The organism is Pseudomonas sp. FG98 (assembly GCF_057808595.1).
The window spans coordinates 1-15,916 of sequence record NZ_JBMDIJ010000029.1; the positions used below are offsets into that span (position 1 = coordinate 1).

The window sequence follows — 15,916 nt, forward strand, 5'->3', positions numbered from 1 at the left end:
CCAAGACCCGGCGTGCTTCTGGCCGGGGCTTGGTTCACGACAGCCGCCCCCCGGATGGGGGCACGCCCGTGGCGCGCTGGCTCGTTTCCCCCAGCGTTTACTGGTGGATTGCTCAAAAAATAGTTGCCATACCTGTCAACTCTTGCGACTATTAACCCAGTCAGATGATCTTTGCGAGACCTGGCAAAGCGGCTCCTAACCGCGATGCCGAAGAAAACCGCCCTCCTACGGCGGTTTTTTTTCGCCCAAAAAAAGCCTGGTCAGCCCCCTTTTGTGATGGCACAGCGACAGCGGAGCCGGTAATATCGCGGGCAGTCGTTTGTGGCATGTTTGTACCGGGTGGGGTGCCCCCGTTCTAAAGATTCAAAACACTGCTGGGGACGCGGGCCTAGGAATCCGCGCGGATTTGATCCCTGGTTAACATCAGCCCCGCCCGCGTCTCGCAGAGATCATCTGACTTGCTATCTCGTCGTCGGCCTGTGTTCCGGAAAAGCTGCGATAGAGACAGAGGCCCGCACCGTGAGGGTCCTTGGAATGCATAAATTCCTTAAAGATCTCACCATCCAGGTTGTTGCAAAGCTCCTGGTTGAGTGGATCCGCGATAGTTGGAACGGCTAACACCTGACTGACGGAGGAACCCGCTGCGGCCTGGCCAACGCGGGTTTTCTTTTGCCTGTGATCCGGCTCGCTCGCCGGCATCGGCCCCCCAGCGGGCAAAAAAAAGCCCCGCCATCGAGTAGCGGGGCCTACAGCTGTGTTACTAATCAATCAAGGTGGTCACGAATCCAGAGCCAGGCCCTGTACACGTTTGTCAGCTTGGCCAGGAAATCAGCCACGTTGACCACCTCTATGAGACGCTTTAGCGTTTTCATAGAACCCCCAAAAAGGTAGGTCCCTGGCCCGCCGCACTTACCGGACAGTGCAACGGTTTCACTGATCAGCCCCGTAAGGGTGTTGACGCTATCAGCGAACCAGAGTGTTCATCGGCCCTCTCCATTCCCGGCGCGTTGTCCAGACGCGGTGGAAAGGCCCCCCAAGGCAGCAAGCCGCCCGGTGCTCTACTTCATACCGCAAAAACCATGACCGAAAAAAGCCTTTTTACGCGTTTGTGAAGTTTATTTTTCCGAATGACGACGGGGGCTTGACGATGCCCAGCAATGCCGCTAGGTGGCGGCAACAGGCTGATAAACTGGGCATATTCGCTCAAACTCCCAAAAAAATTGCGTTAGCCAAAATGATGATCGCTTTACTCGGCGCTTCGGTGAATCTTCCGATGATCAATTTTGATCATTGCGCCGGTCGCTGTTCGGCTATTGCGCAACCAGTACCACTGTATTTACTATCGGCCTTGTTGACGCTATCAGCGAACCGCGAAACGAACGTCCATTCGATTCGCACAAACGAACCGCCCGTCCAGGCGGTTTTTTTGTGCCCGAAATTCGCCGCCGACTTCGCCGGTGAATTCGGCGTTCGGTGCGTAGCAGCGCCTATCATAGGCAGTTCGTTACCAGGTTTGCACGAACACCATGACCGAGAACGACTATACCTTCGCTGGTGCGGGCTGAGCCTTTTATACCAGCGGCTCTAGCCGCATCGCTCGACCTGAATTACTGTATATGGATACAGTAATTCACGGTGCCTTATGAACGCGCTTACTCCCCTCCCCCTCGCGGCTTCCGATCAGCTGCTGCAGGTGCTTGCCGGCTGTGCTGCAGGCGGCTTTCCGAGTCCAGCAGCTGACTATTACGAGCCACCACTTTCCCTGGATGAACTGATGAACATCCGCGCCCCGCATGTCTGGATCGTCCAGGTAGAAGGCGACAGCATGCGCGATGCCGGCATCTTCGACGGGAGCCGCCTGGTGGTCGACCGCTCGATCACGCCCAGCGCTGGGCATATCGTGCTGGCCTACGTCGACAACCAGCCGCTGGTGAAGCGGCTGGCCAGGTCGCCGGCAGGCTGGATTCTTGAATCGGCTAACCCCGCGTACAAGAGCATCGCGCCCAGCGAGTACGGCACCATCGAGGTGTTCGGGGTCGTGACTTGGGATCTCACGCAGCATGCACAGTGAACCTCGGCCCGTCTTCGGCCTGGTGGATGTGAACTCGTTCTACTGCAGCTGTGAGCGCATTTTCAGACCGGAGCTGCGGCAACGCCCAGTCGTTGTTTTGAGCAACTCGGACGGTTGCATCGTGGCTCGTACGAACGAGGCGAAAGCCCTTGGGTTGAAGATGGGGGACCCCTACTTCAAGGTGCGCGGCTTCTTGGAGCAGAACGGCGTCGCCGTTTTCAGCAGCAATTACACCTTGTATGGCGAGCTGAGTCATCGCGTGGGTGTGGCCATCGAATCCCTGGTACCGGACTGGGAACGGTATTCGATTGACGAACTGTTCGTGCGACTCGACGGGCTACCTGAGCCGATCATTGATGTAGGCCGGGCGATTCAAGCCCGAGTGCTGCAGTGGACTGCCCTACCGGTAGGAGTAGGCATCGGCCACACGAAGACCCTGGCAAAGGCGGCGCAGCACGCCTCGAAAGTGTGGCGAGAGAAAACAGGCGGCGTGGTCGACCTGCGCAAGCCCGAGGCGGTCGAATGGCTGCTCCGGCGAATGCCGGTTGATGAAGTGTGGGGGATCGGTCGCCGTATGCGTGACAACCTGGCCCGCGACGGAATAAGCACGGCCTGGGAGCTGTCGCAGGCCGAAGCGCGAGCGATGGGCCGCAAGTACAGCGTTGTGCTTGAACGGACCATCAGGGAGCTGCAGGGCGAATCCTGCATGGACCTTGAACAGTCCACGCCTGCCAAGCAATCGATCTGCTCAAGCAGGATGTTTGGCCAGCGTGTGCATACGCTCCAGGGCCTGCAGGAGGCGCTGGCGACCTACATTCACCGCGCCGCGGAGAAGCTGCGCCGGCAGCGCTCGCTGTGCGGTGCCCTGCGCATCGGCATCCAGACTTCATTCCATGGCGACGGGCCGAAGTACGCCAACGCGGCCTCCTGCATACCCGCATACCCAACGGATGACGTTCGGCAGCTGACCAAATACGCGCTGCAGGCGGTAGGGGAGATCTATCGGCCCGGCTTTGCTTACAGCAAGGCCGAGGTGCTGCTGATGGATCTGCGCAAGCGGGGGGAGTACACGCAGGACCTGTTCAGCCCGAGCCAACCCGAGCGCTCGGACGCTCTGATGGCTACCATGGACAAGATCAACCGCCGATGGGGCCACGACTGTTTGCGGACTGCCGCTGTCCCGCTGACGCCGGATTGGGGCATGCGGCGAGCATTGCTAAGCCCCAGTTACATGACCAGCTGGGACCAGCTGTGGAAGGTACAATGCCGGTAATTCTCGCGTGCGAGAATCAGCTTTTGCGGCTGGCCAGCCGCTTGCGGCGTACGCCAATGCTCGCACGGGATACTCCGGCAAGCTTGGCCACCAACGCATCTGGCACCTTCCCTAACAGGTGGTCGTAGCGGGACGCTACAGACACACGCTTATAGGGTTGAATACCCAAGAAAGCGCAGCGCTGCACAATCACTGGGTACGGCACGCCAACCTGCCGGCAAATTTCAGTCGGGGTCATGGTCGCCAACAGTGACTCATAACCCAACCAGGGGCCGTGGTAGTCGGGAATGGGAGTAGGGGGGCTGTCACCAGGTATTGGTTGCACAGGTTCAAAGCCCAGTCCTTCGCGGACTTCCTGAACCATGGCCAGATCGACGCTGGCCAACCGGGCAATCTCCTGGTCACTGACATAGCCAAAGAGCGATTTGTAGGGCCGCAGGTCATGACTGAGCGGCAACACCTGTTTGCGGGGTGCGGGCCGGAACACCGGCAGAATGCCCAGCGACTCGCGGTAGGCTTTGACACTTTTGTTGGTGACGCCACAACGCGCAGCGATTGCACTGTCGGGGGCAAATCCCAGCAGATTCTTGTAGGGTTCTATCATCTGGCCGACCGACCAGGGCGCAATCCCAAGTTGCTCACGGCGGCGCCGGATCCTGTGCGGGGTGGACCCGATCAAACGGGCAAGCTCAACATCCTTGAGCTTGCCCAGTTTGCAGTCGTACCACCGGGCTTGCCCCACAAGCTCCCAGTCGACGGTCGCCATGCTACGGATGCCGAGCTGGTGGGAAGGCTGGAATGTTCAGGCCACGCGGGTCTGAACTGGCATCCCAAGACCACCACCCGGTCGGCCCGTAGTGCTGGGCGTAGTAGGCGCACTTGACCTGCTTGCGGGCCAGGTACTTCGGATCCTGACGGCCATACACTTCCATCGGCACCTCTCTGCCGGCGCCGACGTCCATCAGCCAGAAATCGGGAAAGACCTGCTCCTGCCCAGCATCGAAACGCATGGGCTTGATGAACCGGCGCCCTTGCTCGCGCAACAGCGCCTCGATCACACCCTCGTAGCCAGATTCAATGGGGATCCATTCATCACTGACGACCATCAGGGCGACGTTGAGCGCTTGGGCTTTGCTGGCTGAGGTGGGCTGATCGGTCTGAACAATAGCGATGACGCGCCGCCCTTCACGCCAACCGCGCAACGCAGCCTCGTAGCTCCGGGCGGTTCTCTGCCAAAGATCGCCGTCAGTGAACAGACGCGGAATGCCGTTGAAGCCGGTGATGGTGATGTACCGGTCCATGGTCTGCTCGCGTTCCTCGGAGTAGCCGGCCAGCGGGGCAATGACGACCAAGCGGCGGCTGTTCCTCATTGCGCTGGCCACCTTGAGGCTGTTGGCGTCGGCCTGCTGGCCAGCTGAGTTCGTCGCAATGACCAGGGCATCGCCAATCCTCATGCGCGAAGCCAGCATGCGGTCGGCAGCTTGCTGCAGCCGACTGTGAATCAGCCCGAGGCCGCGCTTGCCGGCCATGCCTGGCACCCACTGATTGAGGCCCGCTTCGCTCCATAGCAGATGCAGCAGGCCACCCAAGGTCATCGCCGGCTTCGTGGGCTTTCCGCTTGATGGGGCAGGGGCGGTGCCCTCCATCGGCTGAACTTCTGCCGGATCCTTCTTGCGCAGCGATAGGGTGAGTTTGACCTTGAGGTCACCGTCCTTGGTTTCCTCGACCACGCCTTTGCTGTAGGCGCCTAAGCCCGACTTGTCGGGGTCGGGCGAGTAGTACAGGCAATCAAGCGCATGCTCGGCGCCGGTGTGGGGATAGCGGGATAGGTGGAAAGAATCCTTATCTGACCTGTGCCGTACGGCCAACCTCCGCGTGCCTTTGCCTGGGCACAGGCAGCGGACCAGGGCATGGCCGTGTGCCTTCTGCAGCACGCCTTTCCACTGCACCGCATAGCTTGGCTGGGTCTGGTAAGCCTCCGAATACTGCTCGGCCTTTTCGCCAAGCCCGATGCTTACCGCATACCGTTGATCTGCCATAGCTGCTTCCTCCGTGTCGCTGTGAAATCTCCCGTGCTCGATGTACAATGAGCAGGTGGATTTTTGCTCCTTCGCAAAAACCTAGAAACCCGCAAGCATTGCCGTGCTGCGGGTTTCGTCTTTTTGGGGCCTGGCTAAATCAGGCCTTGAAGTCGCCAAGCTCGATGACTGGCGTAGCCTGTGCAATGTCGATCTGCGTGGTGCGACCATCAGCCGTACGAAACGCCATGTTCATTGGCGGTGCAGGATCGTCCTGCAGCTGGGCCACGCAGCGCTTGTTCAACAACTCGAAAAGCCACTCGGCATCATTGACCGCATCCACCGGATCACGCGGTAACGCTTGCTGCAAGCTGTGCCTAAACCAGTGCGAGCTGGTGGGATCAGCCAACGCAGCTGCAATTTCACTGTCTGCCTCGCTGGCCACCAGTGCCTTGTCTACCGGCTGAGTTGTCGCCTGGATGGCTAACTGATCGATGGCACGCAGTTCATGCTTGGTCGCCTCGTCCAGTCCGCTGTCGAAGTTGGTCAGCTGGGTGAGGGCGGTCAGTTGCCACCAGGCCGAAGAAACACCCTCATTGCGGTCCACGCCGTTGGGCAGCGCCAAGGCACCGGTCAGCTCGACCAGGTGCTGCTTGGCGGATTCGATCAGCGTCCGCTGCAGCTGTGCATAGCGCTCGTCAGACATGATCGACTTCCCCAGCTGCCGGTTCTTGCTTGGCCTCCAGGGCCGCAACGACGGTGCAGTGGTCGAGCGATACCGCACCGGACAAACCGGCAACAAAAATCACGGCTTGGCCACACATCACCCACGCTTTGCCTCGCGTTTCGTCGCGGTGCGTTTCACCCTGGCCATACAGTTCTTCGTAGCTGACCAAGGCGCCATGTGGGTAATCGCTGTTCCAGTCGAAGCATTGGGCCTTGGCGTGCAGCTCCTGTTCTTCGAAAGTCCTGTTGCTTGGCTGTGGCATCGTGAATCTCCCTGAATGATGATCGCGGTTAGCTGTTGCTGTGTGGAATCGACGGCATATCAGGCAACATGCCGTCCAGCGATTCCTGGGCGGGTGGGTCCATGCCAGGGCCTGCAGGCAATTGAATGTCGCCGTCTTCCATCGTTGGCAGCTGCTTGAGCTTGGCATCGCCCAAATCGGCCTGGTCCTCTGTCGAAACCAGCACCCGTGCGTTGAATAGGGCGTACTGCAGATTGTCCCGCTTGTCGGCCCAAGCGATGCGGCTGTTCACCACATAAGCGAGCGTGCCACCCCGTTGGCCACCTACGCTGATGGTCTGGATCCAGTTGTGCTTGGTCAGAATGGCGATAGCGCGTTTTGTGGTGGCCACCGATGTTTCCATCAGTTTGGCCAGCGTGGCCTGGCTGATAATGAGCGCGCCTTGCTTGTCCATGTGCTGCACCAGGATGTGCATCAACTGGGCGGCGCGGGGCGCCTGCGCTGTCAACGCGGCCCATGCTTCGTGGCCAGCGCGTTCAGTCTGCACCCAAGTGCCGCGCTGGGCAGGCTGCGCATAGGCGCGGATCTCGTTATTGTCACTGGCCATTGGGCCTCCTACAGTGCTGTTGCTTGATCGATATCGAGCAAATTTGTCAGATATCGTTCATGAGTCACGCATACCCTAGCTCATATGGTGAGCGATGGGTAGCTCATACTTGCACGTTATCTCTCAAATCTTGTGCGATATCTCTCACCAATGAGCTAGGGGTAGCTCATGGAGGGGGGGTAGCTCATACGGTGAGCTAACCTAGCTCACGGATAATGAGCTAGGGGTAGGTCATAGATAGTGAGCGATGGTCGCTCACGGATCATGATCGGAGGTTCGTGCATACTATGAGCGAGGTGCTGCCCTGCAGGCCGCGTATTACAAGGGCTTGTAGTCGTGGTTCTTATGATCTCCTAACGCTTGCTCCATTTGCATTGGCTGTTAGGGCCTCAAAGTCGCCTGGCCGGCGGCGGCCAGTCGTGAATGGCTGACAGACTCCGGCTTCGCCTGCGCTAGTCAACCATTCCCGACCGGCTCGACTGAAAGCTCGTCACGAATACGCATGACAGTTGTGGTTGAACAGTTGGCATGGCGGGCCGTGGCGCGGATCCCGAGGTTGGCACCCAGCAGCTCGCGCACACGCTTACGCAGATCCTCGTCCACGGGCCGGCCCTTGTACACACCTGCCGCCTTTGCTTTGACGATGCCCTGGTGCTGTCGCTCCCGGCGCTGCTGATAGTCCTTACGGGCAATTGCCGCCATCATGTCGATCATCATGTAGTTGATGGCCGACAGCATGCGATCTGTGAATTCATCGTTGGTGGGCAATGTCATGCCCTGATGGCTGGTCGGCAGATCGATGGCGACGATACGCAAACCTCGCTGGTCTATCGCGCCCTTGAGTTCCCGCCAATCCTGATCACCCATGCGCGATAGTCGATCGATACTCTCCACCAGCAACACATCGCCCCGCCTTGAATCTTTCAATAGCCGGATCAGCTCGGGTCGGTTGGCATGCGAGCCGCTGGCGTTCTCCATGTAACTGGCTGCAATGGCGAGGCCGAAGCCGGCGACGAATGCTTCCAGCTGATCACGGGCGCGGCTAGCGTCTTGATCATCGGTCGAAGCTCGTAGGTAAGCGCGGATGAACATTGGGGATACCGTATCAGTATGGGTGTACTCAAATCAGTGTATCAGAATGGGTGTTTTTTTTGTTTCTGCGCCGAAGGGGTAGGGCAGGGCATATCTGTGCCATATGGGGTATACCCATTTGTGACGATATAGTTTCCCGGTCCCCGAAGTGACGAATGCGAGGGTTGGGCGCCTGGCCAGCCGCCTAGCCCGTGGGCGCAATGTCAGTCAATTCGTCACTTTAGGGACCGGTCCATTCGTCACTCCAGGGACCTGGATCAGCCTTGCAGTTTGCTGAATTCGCGATACAACCGCGCCAAGAGAGGTTGAGCGGCTTCCAACTCGGCCAGTTCTGCCGAGGTAACTTTTCGATGTTCCAAAGCGCTTACCACGGGTGCTGCCAGCTTCTTGGCTTCTTCCTCGCCGAAGTCTTTGACCCATTGGTCATATCCGCCTGGGTATCGGCCCTGTTCTCCGGCCTGACGCAGATCAAACAGCGCCTGGTCATCCTCTTGGTGCGCGTGCTTCAACTGCTCAGTCCATTTCTTTCGGTCTGACAGCTCAGGGCCGAAGATTTCGAGCAGCCGGGTATCGGCCAACGTACGCAGTGAACGGTTGATACCCGCCAAGCTTTCCTGCAATGGCTGCAGCAGCTGGGCGAGATCCTTATCGGTTGGGGTGGTCATGGTTCAACGTCCTTGGTGGTCATGGAATGTGTCTGCCAGTACCGAAGCCGTTCGGCGTCGGCCTCCAGCACGAAGCGATCAATCATTTCGGCAGGTGCGCAGATCTGCGCGCACCGCCAGCCCTCCGGGGTCTGTGTCAGGTAACTGGAATAGATCTTGTCGCGGATGGCCAAGGCGCGCTGCTTGGTAAGTCCGTGCGCATTGGCGACCGCGACAAGGCCCTTGCCTTCGACCAGGATCTCGAAGGCTACGTCGAGGCTGCGTGAGTGCATTTTCGACTTGGTGCGGATCCGCTCGAATTCCTCTCGGGGGATCCGCAGGTCCTGGTCAGGATGCCGGGCGGTCATTCAGAGCCTTTCCATCGCTCGGCCAGCTGCGCACGGGCTTTCTCCAACTCGGCCTTGAGGTAGGTGTTTTCCGAGGTGAGCGTTTCCACCTGTGCTGAAAGCACAGCGTTTGCCTCGCGCAGTTTGCCCAACTGGTCATCGAGCAGGGTTTGCTGGGTCGAGTTCCCCGGTGCGCCTTTTTCGGATCCTTTCTTGGATCCGCCGTTATGTACGCGGAGGGCTTTGGTGTTGCGCAATGTGGTGCGGACCTCCTGGCGGAGATTCAGGTCTTCATTGCCCTCTGCGCGCTCCAATAGATCCGCAGCAGCTTGCGGGTCCAGTTTATCGAGGCGGCTGATATCGTTGACCGTCGAGATATCCGCAGTGATGCCACGAGCGACCGCCTCGCGGCCTGCGCCTTCCTTGGTGACGTTCACCAGATAGGAAAGGCGTTCAGCCACCCAGTTGATCCCTTTGGACCATTCAGCAGCGACCTTCTCCAGGGTGCCGAGCCTGTCCTTGTCTTCCTGCAGGGCAAGTGCCAGTTCCAGCTGAGTGAGGTTTTCGCTGTGAACGTTTTCGGACCGCTGAATGCGCTTCGCTTGAGCATCGGTAAGGTCTTTCACCGTCACTTCGACCAGCACACCCGCAATGATGCACGCCCTATAACGGCGTTCACCGGCAACCATCAGGTACTTGAAGCCTGACTCAGGGTTTGGGTGCGGTCGTATTACGCAGGGTTCGATCTGGCCGTTTACCAGAATGTCGTCCGCCAGTTCCCGTAGCGATTCGTCAGAGAATCCTGGGTTGTCTTGGCTACGGATCTGCTTCACACACTCGATTTCGCCAGGGTTGACCTTTTCAATCAGCGCACCTTCATTGGCCGGGCGCTTTTGAAAGTCAGAAAGCTTTTTGGCCGTCGCCGCAACTGCACGACCAAAGGAGTTTTTCTTCTCCGTCATGATTCAATCCTCACTCCGCAAAGACCTTGCTAAGCACCGCTGCGCAGGCCCGTTTCATTTCTTTACCCGCATCCCGCTGACTCCCGCTGCGAGCTTTACGCCACACAGGGTTGCCGGCTGCCAGAGATTTGTTGATGCAGGGGCGGTGGGTGATTTGTTCGTTGAACATGGCCTCGCCGTGTTCCTCGCGAAGGCTCGGCAAGATCTCCAGTTCTTCGCTTGAGCGGCTATTGATGAGGTTCGGCAAGAAACCTAGGAAACGCAGGCCCGGGTTGTATTGATCCTGCACAGTTTCAATTGTGGCCATCAGCTTCGGCATGCGAGCCAGGGTGAATGCGCTGATGTTGAACGGAGTGACAACTGAATCAGAAGCCGCTAGGGCGGCAATCATGCGGCGCTGCAGGTTCGGCGGAGTATCGATCAAGCAAAGGTCGAACTCGTCATTGAAGCGGTCCAGAGCCTTGGCGAGATTGGTTACAACGTCCAGCTCCATATCATCCACATCCAGCAGCGCTACGTCGGCCTCGATAAGCCAGATGTTGGGCGCAACCTGGCGGGGGACGAAGCCGGCGTGCTCGTCAGTGAAAAGCTGACTGGCCATGAGGTAGGGCGTATCGTCGCCATCCTCGATAGGGGGGAAGAACTGCGACAGGTCGCTTTCGTCCAGGTCGAGTACAAGCACACGTTTACCTTGTTCTGCTGCATAGCAGGCCAGGTGGGCTTCAAGGGTGGTTTTGCCAACGCCACCCTTTTGGTTCGCAACGGCAGTGCGTTTCATGGTGACCTTCCTATGATCTCCGGTGGAGCAGTGGATTGAACGTGGGATCATGCTTGCATCAGTAAACCCCATAGTCAACCCCTAAAAAGGGTTTACTAGATTTTCTCGCATGCGGGAAATTGATAAGGGTCACGGATCAGCGCTGTGGCTTTCTCGCATGCGAGAAAGGTAGGGAAGGGAGTTGCTACACTGCGCGCACGTCAACATGTGTCGTACGGGATGGTTTCCTTGCGTACAGATCCTGTTGGCCAGGGTGGCAGTTCGGGGCGGCTCCCAGCTGCCACCTGACCACCCTCCAAAGCTCGTCCTAGACCGTTCGTCGGGCAATCTGAGCAAAACCTATTTCTCGTTGTCTTCTGCGCGAGGTGTCTCATCCCCGAAACACCTTGTTACCCGGCACGAAGCCGGCGTCCGTGCATTGCAGATGCCAGAAATATGGATATTTCCTTTTCAAATCAAAGACCTATTCAAATCACACCCTTACCAGGCGTTAGCCAGGGGCTTGGCCGTTCGTCGCCGAATGTGATGGATCCGATATTTCTCACAGTGAAACCTTGATTTCGTGAAATGAAAGGCATATCTTAAACCACGAAACACGGATTTCATGGATCAAAACTCGAAAGAGGGAAGAAATGCGAGGTGGGATCTAGAACAAAATCGAAGAGGACTCCAGTATCGCCCCTGTATTTGGCCAAGAGCTGCCCAGGGGAAGAGATGCAGAGCCTAGAGAAGAAAGATCTGGCGGTTTTCGCCGTCGCCCAGCCGGATTACCGAGTGATCCTTAATGAAAGGCAGGATAGCGACGGTCGGAAATGGGAATTAATCATTGAGAGCCCTTCAACGGGACAACGCTTCAACGTAGTAACCTCGTTAGGGAAAACACGGTTATTTAAGAATGCCGATACTGCTATCGACTTCATAAAGGATACCTGCCCTAACAATCCTAATAAGGCAATAACCGTAACGTACGGGGGTTCCCCGTCATGATCAAAGAGGCAATGGTATGCAACTCTCTGCTCGCAAAACTCAACGCAACGTAGGTATCAACGACAAACAAACCTGGCGGACCTGGCTCAAGGACAAAGCCACTGCAACTCTGAAACAAGTTCTCTCGCAAAAGACTCCATCGCACAAGGCATTGATGCGCGATGACTGGATGGCCAAGGCCACCAAGATCGCAGTGTTGGGGTCGCTGTTCTCCTTCGCAATCCTCCCTGAAATCGCCAACGCGGCAATGGATTTCAGCGGCCTGAAAAACCTGGCCAAGGACGTAGTGTCCTTCCTCATCTTTGATATCGGCTACTACCTGGGCATCGCAGCCATTGCGTTCTGCGGCTTCCAGGCCAAGTCGGGGCGCATGTCGTGGGGCCAGTTCGGCTGGGCTGTTGCCGGCGTGTTCCTGGTGTTCTTCTCGCCAAACCTGGTCGATACCATCAAAACCGGTGCGCAAACCGCACTGAAGTGAGGTAAGCGATGGCCGAGTACGACGACCTTGAAGAAGGTGAAGTGCTCGTATTGGCAATGGCCCGGCCTTCAATGGTCGGACCATTCACATTGTCGAGCATTCTTATAAGTCTGATAGCACCCGTGCTGTTAGCACTGTTGATTCGATCACTGTACCCGTTGGGTCTTATCCCAGTCTTGTTTGTCATTTCGTATTGGATATGCAGTAAAGACGTATATCTATTCGGAGTTCTACAGGCAGCAAGTAACTTGAAGGCATCGCGGTTACGCAAACTTTGGGGGTATCGCAGTTATGCGCCTCGTTGATAAAGCATTCAAAAAGCTGACGCGAAATATGGATCTTTCGCTTGGCGTTCAGCATCCAGAAGCTGCGGCATTGGATGATGATGAAATGCTGGTGAGCGCAATGGTGCCGTATGACGTTCACTACGATGACGAAACCGTTATCACCAGCGAGGAAGCGCTGGTTCAAGTCATCAAAGTGGACGGCCTCTTGTTCGACTCGCTTTCCGCCGAGCAGATCAAGCGCTTCGAGCAGCAGCGCAACACTGTGTTCCGCACCATCGCAAGCAGTGACCTGACTGTCTACGTCACGTTCGTGCGCCGCAAGGTGACCGACTTTCCTGATGGCGTAGGCGGTACCTGGTTCTCCCAGCAGTTCAACAAGCGTCTTCGCCAGCGCTACGAGAGCCGTGGTTTCTACATCAACGACATCTACATTTCGTTGGTAAGAAGGCGTTTTCGTGCGGGTATGCCAGGTCTGATGGATCGGGCTATCGCGCTGATGACCGGTACCGAGGCCACTAAGAATGAAGCGGAATCGCTGGATGCGATGGCCGACTCGCTCTACAAGGCCTCCAACCTGGTGCTGCGTAGCCTGGCTGACTACGGTACTCGCCGGCTACGGGTGCAGCGTCATCCTGAGCCGCGTATGGGCCGTATTGATCGTGAAACTGCGTTCAACGCCGTGCAGCGTTTCCAGCTGCAGTGGCATGACTTCAAGGCAACGGTTGGTGATCACGAAGTCTACGAAGCGGAAGCCGTGCATGACTTCCTGGGTGAGGAATTCTGCGAGCTGAGCAGTTTCTTCAACTACCTGATCAACCTCGACAACCGCAAGGTGCCCGTATCGGACCTGCTGATCAGAGAGTCGCTGCCATACGCCCGGCTGAATTTCCGGGTCCTGGCCAACATGTGCGAGATCCGTGGCAGCACCGAGTCGAAAATCGGCGCGATGCTAAGCATGGGCGAATGGCCGCGCCGTACACCGTCGCGCATGCTCGACAAGTTCCTGCAGCAGCCGGTGGAGTTCATCATCACCCAGTCGTTCACCTTCCAGAACCGGATTGAGGCTGAGCAGGGGATGCTGGATGAAACCCGTCGCATGACCGTGGACGACAAGCACAACATTTCTGAGGACGACCAGAAGGAACTGAAACAAGGTATCAGCGACCTCCGCCGTGGCAATGCGGTCAATGGTGCGCATCACCTGACCATTTTCGTGCATGTGCCATCGCTGCCGATGACTACCGAGGCAAACCGGGAGATCAACCGCAAGCGCCTGGATCATGCGGTTGGCCTGGTGGAAGGTTGCTTCGTTGAAATGCTGGTCAAGCCAGTGCGTGAATGGTTCGCTCTGGAAACCTTCTTCTGGTCGCAACTACCGGGCCAGAAAGAAGCGCTGATCGGTCGACGCGGCAAGATCAAGTCCAGCAACTTCGCCGGGTTTGCATCCTTGCACAACTACGCCCGGGGCCGTCGCGATGGCAACCTGTGGGGGCCTGCGATCACCGCCTTTGAGACGGAGAGCTACACGCAATACAACTTCAATTTCCACCGTGAAATGGAAGGCATGGTAGCGGGCCACTTAGGCATGGCGGCTGATACCGGCATGGGTAAAACCACGCTGCTGACCCTGCTGGTTTCCGAGGCAGACAAGGCTGAGCCGCTGGTGTTCTGGTTCGACAACCGCTTTGGGGCAAAGGTGTTCATGAAGGCTATGGGCGGCGTTCACACCACACTTTCCCCGCACAGCAACATGCGCTGGAACCCGCTCAAGCTGCCCGATACGCCGGAGAACCGTGCGTACCTGGTTGATTGGCAAGTACAGATGCGCGAGTGCTACGCCTCGACGCCGACCAGTGCCGAAGACATTACCCGGTTCAAGGCAGCAGTGGAGGAGAACTACGGTCTGCCGCTTGCTGATCGCCGCCTGCGTAATGTGGTCTGGACCTACGGCCAGGGCGAGCTGGCCGACATTATGGCCATCTGGCATGGCGCCAAAGGTGTTACCGGCGCTAATGCGGGTGTGTTCGACAATGCCGAGGACTCCATCGACTTCTCGCAAGCGCGGCACTACTGCTTTGAAATGATGGAGCTGCTCAAGGGGGGGGAAGCCCGTCCCGAGCTGCCTGTCGTGATGAGCTACCCGCTGCATCGGATCGAGCAGGCCATGAATGGCCGCCCGTTCATCCTGGTGCTGGAAGAAGGCCAGAACCTGGTCAAGAACGAGTTTTGGCGCAAGAAAATCGACAACTTCATCATGCAGATCCGCCGTAAGAACGGGCTGATTATCTTCGTGACGCCGGATGCCAAGTATTTCCGCAGCGAAACGGACTCCATCGATAAGCAGACCGTCACCAAGATCTACCTGGCCAGCGACCAGGTGAAAGATGAAGACCATGAAAACCTGACGGTGGCCGAGCGGGAATGGCTACGCAAGCTCAACCCGAAGGAACACAAATTCTTGATCCGTCGTGGTCGGGAATCGGTGCGGGCTTGTTTCGATCTCTCGTCGGATAACCCTGATGAGGACCTGTCCGACTTTATCCCGGTCCTGTCCTCGAATGACGTTGGTGTCGCCCTGATGGATCAGATCATCGAGCGCCTTGGCACCGACGATCCAGCGGTCTGGGTACCTGTGTTCATGCAGGAAGCCAAGGCCAAAAACACCCACAACTTGAAGGCGGTTCGATGATGACAACTATCAAGAAACTCGGCTTGGCAGTCGCCGTATCCATGGCCATTAGTGGCCAAGCGCACGCAGTCGGTGTGCCGACTGGTGACGCCGGCACCTGGGCGGCTCTGGCGCAGAACCTGGCTGTGCTGCAGCAGCAGTACCAGACGCTGAAAGACCAGTACGAGACGCAGGGCAACATCCTGAACAACCTGCAGGGTGCTTACGGTCGTGGCGCGATTGGCCTGAACGAGTCGATTAACTCGGCCTCGGTCGTACCTGGCTCTTGGCAAGAGGTGGTGTCTCGGCAGAACAGCGGCGCTTACGGAAGCAAGCAGAGCTACTACGAGCAGTTGATCAACACGTTGCCGCAGGAGCTGTTCACCGCACCGGAAAGCAATCGTGCCAAGGACTACCAGCTCAGTTCTAACTCGGTTGTGGCTGCGCTGTCCGCAGGTGATGCGCTTTACAGCGAAGTGCAGGTCCATCTGAACAACTTGGCCACCCTGTCCCAGCAAGTGGACCTGACGACCAACGCCAAGGATGCTGCCGACCTGCAGAACCGCATCGCCACTGAAAACGGCATGTTGACCTCGGCCCAATCGAAGCTGCAGGCCCTGAACATGAACCTGCAAGCGAACCTGGCCAACCAGGAAAACCAGGCTACGGCACAGAACGAACAGTTCTTCCGCTGGAAAGACGAAAACTGATTCTCGCATGCGAGAAAGGAGAACCC

At 57.7% G+C, this 15,916-nt stretch carries 16 protein-coding genes; 6 read left to right on the plus strand and 10 right to left on the minus strand.

Annotated features, from left to right (window positions below; genetic code table 11):
- The first annotated feature begins 1,642 nt into the window (after window positions 1-1,642).
- Window positions 1,643-2,071: a LexA family protein gene (locus ACODSK_RS17615; RefSeq protein ID WP_028691923.1), complete on the plus strand. Its 429-nt coding sequence runs from the start codon at window positions 1,643-1,645 to the stop codon at window positions 2,069-2,071.
- Window positions 2,061-3,344, plus strand: coding sequence for a Y-family DNA polymerase (locus ACODSK_RS17620; RefSeq protein ID WP_028691924.1), 1,284 nt, complete (start codon window positions 2,061-2,063; stop codon window positions 3,342-3,344). The genes ACODSK_RS17615 and ACODSK_RS17620 overlap by 11 nt, the downstream gene beginning before the upstream one ends.
- 16 nt (window positions 3,345-3,360) lie before the next feature.
- Here the strand turns inward: ACODSK_RS17620 and ACODSK_RS17625 are convergent, their stop codons facing one another.
- The 10 genes from ACODSK_RS17625 to ACODSK_RS17670 all read right to left on the minus strand — a co-directional run bounded on the left by ACODSK_RS17625 (window position 3,361) and on the right by ACODSK_RS17670 (window position 10,760).
- Entirely contained in the window at window positions 3,361-4,110 is a 750-nt protein-coding gene (locus tag ACODSK_RS17625; protein ID WP_226342966.1) for a hypothetical protein, read from the minus strand.
- Window position 4,111: 1 nt separating this feature from the next.
- Complete coding sequence (locus tag ACODSK_RS17630) at window positions 4,112-5,383, minus strand: DUF1173 family protein (RefSeq protein ID WP_028691925.1); 1,272 nt, start codon at window positions 5,381-5,383, stop codon at window positions 4,112-4,114.
- A 139-nt stretch (window positions 5,384-5,522) separates the two neighbouring features.
- The gene (locus ACODSK_RS17635; RefSeq protein ID WP_036986388.1) at window positions 5,523-6,068 is read right to left on the minus strand and encodes a hypothetical protein; all 546 of its coding nucleotides are present in this window, start codon (window positions 6,066-6,068) and stop codon (window positions 5,523-5,525) included.
- Window positions 6,061-6,351 carry a hypothetical protein gene (locus tag ACODSK_RS17640; RefSeq protein WP_051555725.1) on the minus strand — a complete coding sequence of 97 codons (291 nt, stop codon included), beginning with the start codon at window positions 6,349-6,351 and terminating at the stop codon, window positions 6,061-6,063. The genes ACODSK_RS17635 and ACODSK_RS17640 overlap by 8 nt, the downstream gene beginning before the upstream one ends.
- Window positions 6,352-6,379: 28 nt before the next feature.
- Window positions 6,380-6,937 (minus strand): helix-turn-helix domain-containing protein, encoded by a 558-nt coding sequence (locus tag ACODSK_RS17645; protein ID WP_051555726.1) that lies wholly within the window; start codon window positions 6,935-6,937, stop codon window positions 6,380-6,382.
- A gap of 456 nt (window positions 6,938-7,393) precedes the next feature.
- Window positions 7,394-8,029, minus strand: coding sequence for a recombinase family protein (locus ACODSK_RS17650; protein WP_028691927.1), 636 nt, complete (start codon window positions 8,027-8,029; stop codon window positions 7,394-7,396).
- A gap of 257 nt (window positions 8,030-8,286) precedes the next feature.
- Window positions 8,287-8,694 (minus strand): hypothetical protein, encoded by a 408-nt coding sequence (locus ACODSK_RS17655; protein WP_028691928.1) that lies wholly within the window; start codon window positions 8,692-8,694, stop codon window positions 8,287-8,289.
- On the minus strand, window positions 8,691-9,041 hold the full coding sequence (locus ACODSK_RS17660) for a TrfB-related DNA-binding protein (RefSeq protein WP_028691929.1): 351 nt from the start codon (window positions 9,039-9,041) through the stop codon (window positions 8,691-8,693). The genes ACODSK_RS17655 and ACODSK_RS17660 overlap by 4 nt, the downstream gene beginning before the upstream one ends.
- Window positions 9,038-9,982, minus strand: coding sequence for a ParB/RepB/Spo0J family partition protein (locus ACODSK_RS17665; RefSeq protein WP_028691930.1), 945 nt, complete (start codon window positions 9,980-9,982; stop codon window positions 9,038-9,040). The genes ACODSK_RS17660 and ACODSK_RS17665 overlap by 4 nt, the downstream gene beginning before the upstream one ends.
- 10 nt (window positions 9,983-9,992) lie before the next feature.
- On the minus strand, window positions 9,993-10,760 hold the full coding sequence (locus ACODSK_RS17670; protein ID WP_028691931.1) for a ParA family protein: 768 nt from the start codon (window positions 10,758-10,760) through the stop codon (window positions 9,993-9,995).
- 1,003 nt (window positions 10,761-11,763) lie between these two features.
- Between ACODSK_RS17670 and ACODSK_RS17675 the strand changes: the two genes are divergently transcribed.
- From ACODSK_RS17675 to ACODSK_RS17690, 4 genes are read left to right on the plus strand one after another with little or no spacing between them, the layout of a single operon-like run.
- Complete coding sequence (locus ACODSK_RS17675) at window positions 11,764-12,225, plus strand: TrbC/VirB2 family protein (RefSeq protein ID WP_047710201.1); 462 nt, start codon at window positions 11,764-11,766, stop codon at window positions 12,223-12,225.
- Window positions 12,226-12,233: 8 nt separating this feature from the next.
- Window positions 12,234-12,530 (plus strand): VirB3 family type IV secretion system protein, encoded by a 297-nt coding sequence (locus tag ACODSK_RS17680; RefSeq protein ID WP_011005967.1) that lies wholly within the window; start codon window positions 12,234-12,236, stop codon window positions 12,528-12,530.
- The gene (locus tag ACODSK_RS17685; protein ID WP_054890149.1) at window positions 12,517-15,201 is read left to right on the plus strand and encodes a VirB4 family type IV secretion/conjugal transfer ATPase; all 2,685 of its coding nucleotides are present in this window, start codon (window positions 12,517-12,519) and stop codon (window positions 15,199-15,201) included. Before ACODSK_RS17680 ends, ACODSK_RS17685 begins: the two co-directional genes overlap by 14 nt.
- On the plus strand, window positions 15,201-15,890 hold the full coding sequence (locus tag ACODSK_RS17690) for a TrbJ/VirB5 family protein (protein WP_077563720.1): 690 nt from the start codon (window positions 15,201-15,203) through the stop codon (window positions 15,888-15,890). The genes ACODSK_RS17685 and ACODSK_RS17690 overlap by 1 nt, the downstream gene beginning before the upstream one ends.
- Window positions 15,891-15,916 lie beyond the last annotated feature (26 nt).